Raw genomic sequence first — 2,538 nt, forward strand, 5'->3', positions numbered from 1 at the left:
AGCGGTGTACGCGTTGGAGGCGGCCATGCCCTCCACGACCTCGTCGGCGCTCAGGCCCAGGTGCTCGGCGAGCTCCGCCACCGTCGGGGCGCGGTCCAGCCGCTGGGCCAGCTCGTCGCCGGCCTTGGCGAGGTCCAGCCGCAGCTCCTGAAGCCGGCGCGGGACGCGCACGGACCAGGAGGTGTCGCGGAAGAAGCGCTTGATCTCACCGATGATGGTTGGCATCGCGAAGGTGGGGAACTCCACACCACGCGAGAGTTCGAAGCGGTCGATCGCCTTGATCAGGCCGATCGTGCCGACCTGGATGATGTCCTCCATCGGCTCGCTGCGGGAGCGGAAGCGGGAGGCGGCGAACTTGACCAGGGCGAGGTTGAGTTCGACGAGCGTGTTGCGGACGTACGAGTACTCGTGGGTGCCTTCCTCGAGGGACTCCAGCCGCTCGAAGAGGGTCTTGGACAGTGCCCGGGCGTCGTCCGGGGCCACTTCGTCGTACGGGGGGATGTCCGGGAGTCCGGCCAGGGCGCCGGCCCAGCCCGCCGGGAATGCCGACGTCGCCCTCTGGGTATGCGATGCGTCGAGCCGGGGTGACATGATGTCCTCCATCGTTCTCGGCATATGGCTGCCGAAGCCAGTTCGTGCACTGCGGTGTGCGGCGCCTCCAAAGCCGGCCGTGTCGGGTACGTGTCTCTACTAGCCCTACCCGCTTTCCCAACACCACCGCAAGTGCGTTATGTAGAGGTATGTCCGTTTGTGTGCGGTTGTTCGGGTGTCGGAGTGGTGAGGGAAGGCGTAGTGTTCGAGGGCGTCAGTCAGGCAGCCAAGACCCCGGGAGAGAGAGACGGCATGGACCGCGGGACGGTCGGCAGCGCACAGTCGGGCCGGCTTCTGGTCGAGGTGCGGCAAGAGGGCTCCAGTGCCGTGGTGACGCCGGTGGGTGAGCTCGATCACCACACGGCCGACCTGCTGCGCGAGCCGCTGGAGGAGTGCCTCGACAAGGGGCGGTCGCGGCTCGTGGTGGACTGCTCACGCCTGGAGTTCTGTGACTCCACCGGGCTGAACGTGCTGCTGGGCGCGCGGCTGAAGGCCGAGGCGGCCGGAGGCGGCGTGCACCTCGCCGGGATGCTTCCGGTGGTGGCGCGCGTGTTCGAGATCACAGGGGCGGACGCCGTCTTCAGTGTGCACGACACACTCGAGGACGCCCTGGCCGACGAGACCGGCTGAGCCGACCTCGCGGGCCGACGACGTGTCTCCTCCGTTCCTCCCCGACCGGCACCCGCCGGGCGAGGAGCCCCGTGTGCCGAAAACGGGGGTGTCCCGGCGGATCGGTCGGGCAGGAGACATCCTGTGAACGGATCGGCGGCCGGAACAGGATCCGGACAACGGCCGAACGGCGTGTGTACCGGCGTACGTACCGCGTCTGTGCGCGGTGACGCGTGCGGTGGCAGTGCGTGCTGTGGCATCTGTAATGACATGTGTAGTGATTTCTGAATCGTGAACTGGTGAATCGGTGAGGTGAAGCGCTGATGAGCACCACCCGGCCTTACTCGCCGGGCGACCGCGGCCCGGAGCCCAGCGGCGCTTCCGGGGCGTCCGGGGGGGACACGCCGGGGACAGCGGCGTCCGCCGGGGGCGCGGCGACCGCGCCCGCGGTGTCGTCGGGGGGTCGTCAGGTCCGCAGGCTGAGCTTCGACGGCGAGAGCGGCGTCGTGCCGCTCGCCCGCGACTTCACCCGCCAGGCGCTGTACGCGTGGGGCTGGCTGCCCGCCGCGACCGCGGACCAGCGGGCCGCGGCGGAGGACGTGCTCCTCGTCGTCTCCGAGCTGGTCACCAACGCCTGCCTGCACGCCGAGGGGCCCGAGCAACTGGAGATCACCTGCGACCGCAAGGTGATCCGGCTCGAGGTGTCCGACCGCGGCACCGGCCAGCCCGCACCGCGCACCCCGCACCGCGCGGGGCGTCCCGGCGGCCACGGCATGTTCATCGTCCAGCGCCTGTGCCTGGACTGGGGAGTGGTCCGCATCCCCGGCGTGGCCGGCAAGAAGGTCTGGGCGGAACTCGGCGCACCGGCGTAGGTCCCGGCGAATCGTCCCGCCTCGGGTCACCCACGGTCACCCTTTCACCCGGCCCTTCCCTTCCGCGCTCCGGATCCCCACGGATCCGGAGCGCATCGTGTCTTCCCTCGGCAAGGCCCCGGGCGTACCTTGACGGCCGATCTGATGTGCCGTCAGGAACGAGGTGGACCGTGCCGAACCGGAAACGAACCGCCGCGCTGGTGTCCGCCGCGGCCCTGGCCGGCTCGGCGGTGCTGCTCAGCGCCCCCACGGCGCGGGCCGACGTCGTGGACGTCGACTACCGCTGCCAGACGCCGATCGGTGTCAAGAGCGCCGTCTCGCCCATCGACATCAAGGGCGTGCGCAGCGGCGGCGGCTACCGCATCACCATGTCATGGCAGAAGGGCGTCTCCTCCAGCCCGGTCGAGCTGGGCAAGGGGGCGATGAACCCGAGCGCCACCATCAGGCTCGGCGGCGCGGACGGCGG

3 protein-coding genes and 1 pseudogene are annotated in these 2,538 nt (G+C 70.3%); 3 read left to right on the forward strand and 1 reads right to left on the reverse strand.

Annotation, left to right across the window (positions count from 1 at the left end):
- A partial coding sequence (locus tag IE249_RS24985) for a sigma-70 family RNA polymerase sigma factor (protein WP_229859222.1) occupies positions 1-603 on the reverse strand: 603 nt, incomplete at its 3' end.
- Between the two features lie 240 nt (positions 604-843).
- On the opposite strand from IE249_RS24985, the gene IE249_RS24990 reads away from it, so the two are divergent.
- From IE249_RS24990 to IE249_RS38440, 3 genes and pseudogenes are all read left to right on the forward strand, one after another.
- Positions 844-1,221 carry an STAS domain-containing protein gene (locus IE249_RS24990; protein WP_189708200.1) on the forward strand — a complete coding sequence of 126 codons (378 nt, stop codon included), beginning with the start codon at positions 844-846 and terminating at the stop codon, positions 1,219-1,221.
- A 302-nt stretch (positions 1,222-1,523) separates the two neighbouring features.
- Entirely contained in the window at positions 1,524-2,072 is a 549-nt protein-coding gene (locus tag IE249_RS24995; RefSeq protein ID WP_189708110.1) for an ATP-binding protein, read from the forward strand.
- A gap of 170 nt (positions 2,073-2,242) precedes the next feature.
- A pseudogene (locus IE249_RS38440) lies at positions 2,243-2,538 on the forward strand (peptidase); the annotation flags it as partial.

The sequence above is a fragment of the Streptomyces anandii JCM 4720 genome (genome assembly GCF_014650655.1).
Taxonomy (GTDB): domain Bacteria; phylum Actinomycetota; class Actinomycetes; order Streptomycetales; family Streptomycetaceae; genus Streptomyces; species Streptomyces anandii.

Bases quoted from the DNA above. Each gene is read 5' to 3' on its own strand.
- IE249_RS24990 (WP_189708200.1), top strand. From the start codon at position 844: ATGGACCGCGGGACGGTCGGCAGCGCACAGTCGGGCCGGCTTCTGGTC.
- IE249_RS24995 (WP_189708110.1), top strand. From the start codon at position 1,524: ATGAGCACCACCCGGCCTTACTCGCCGGGCGACCGCGGCCCGGAGCCC.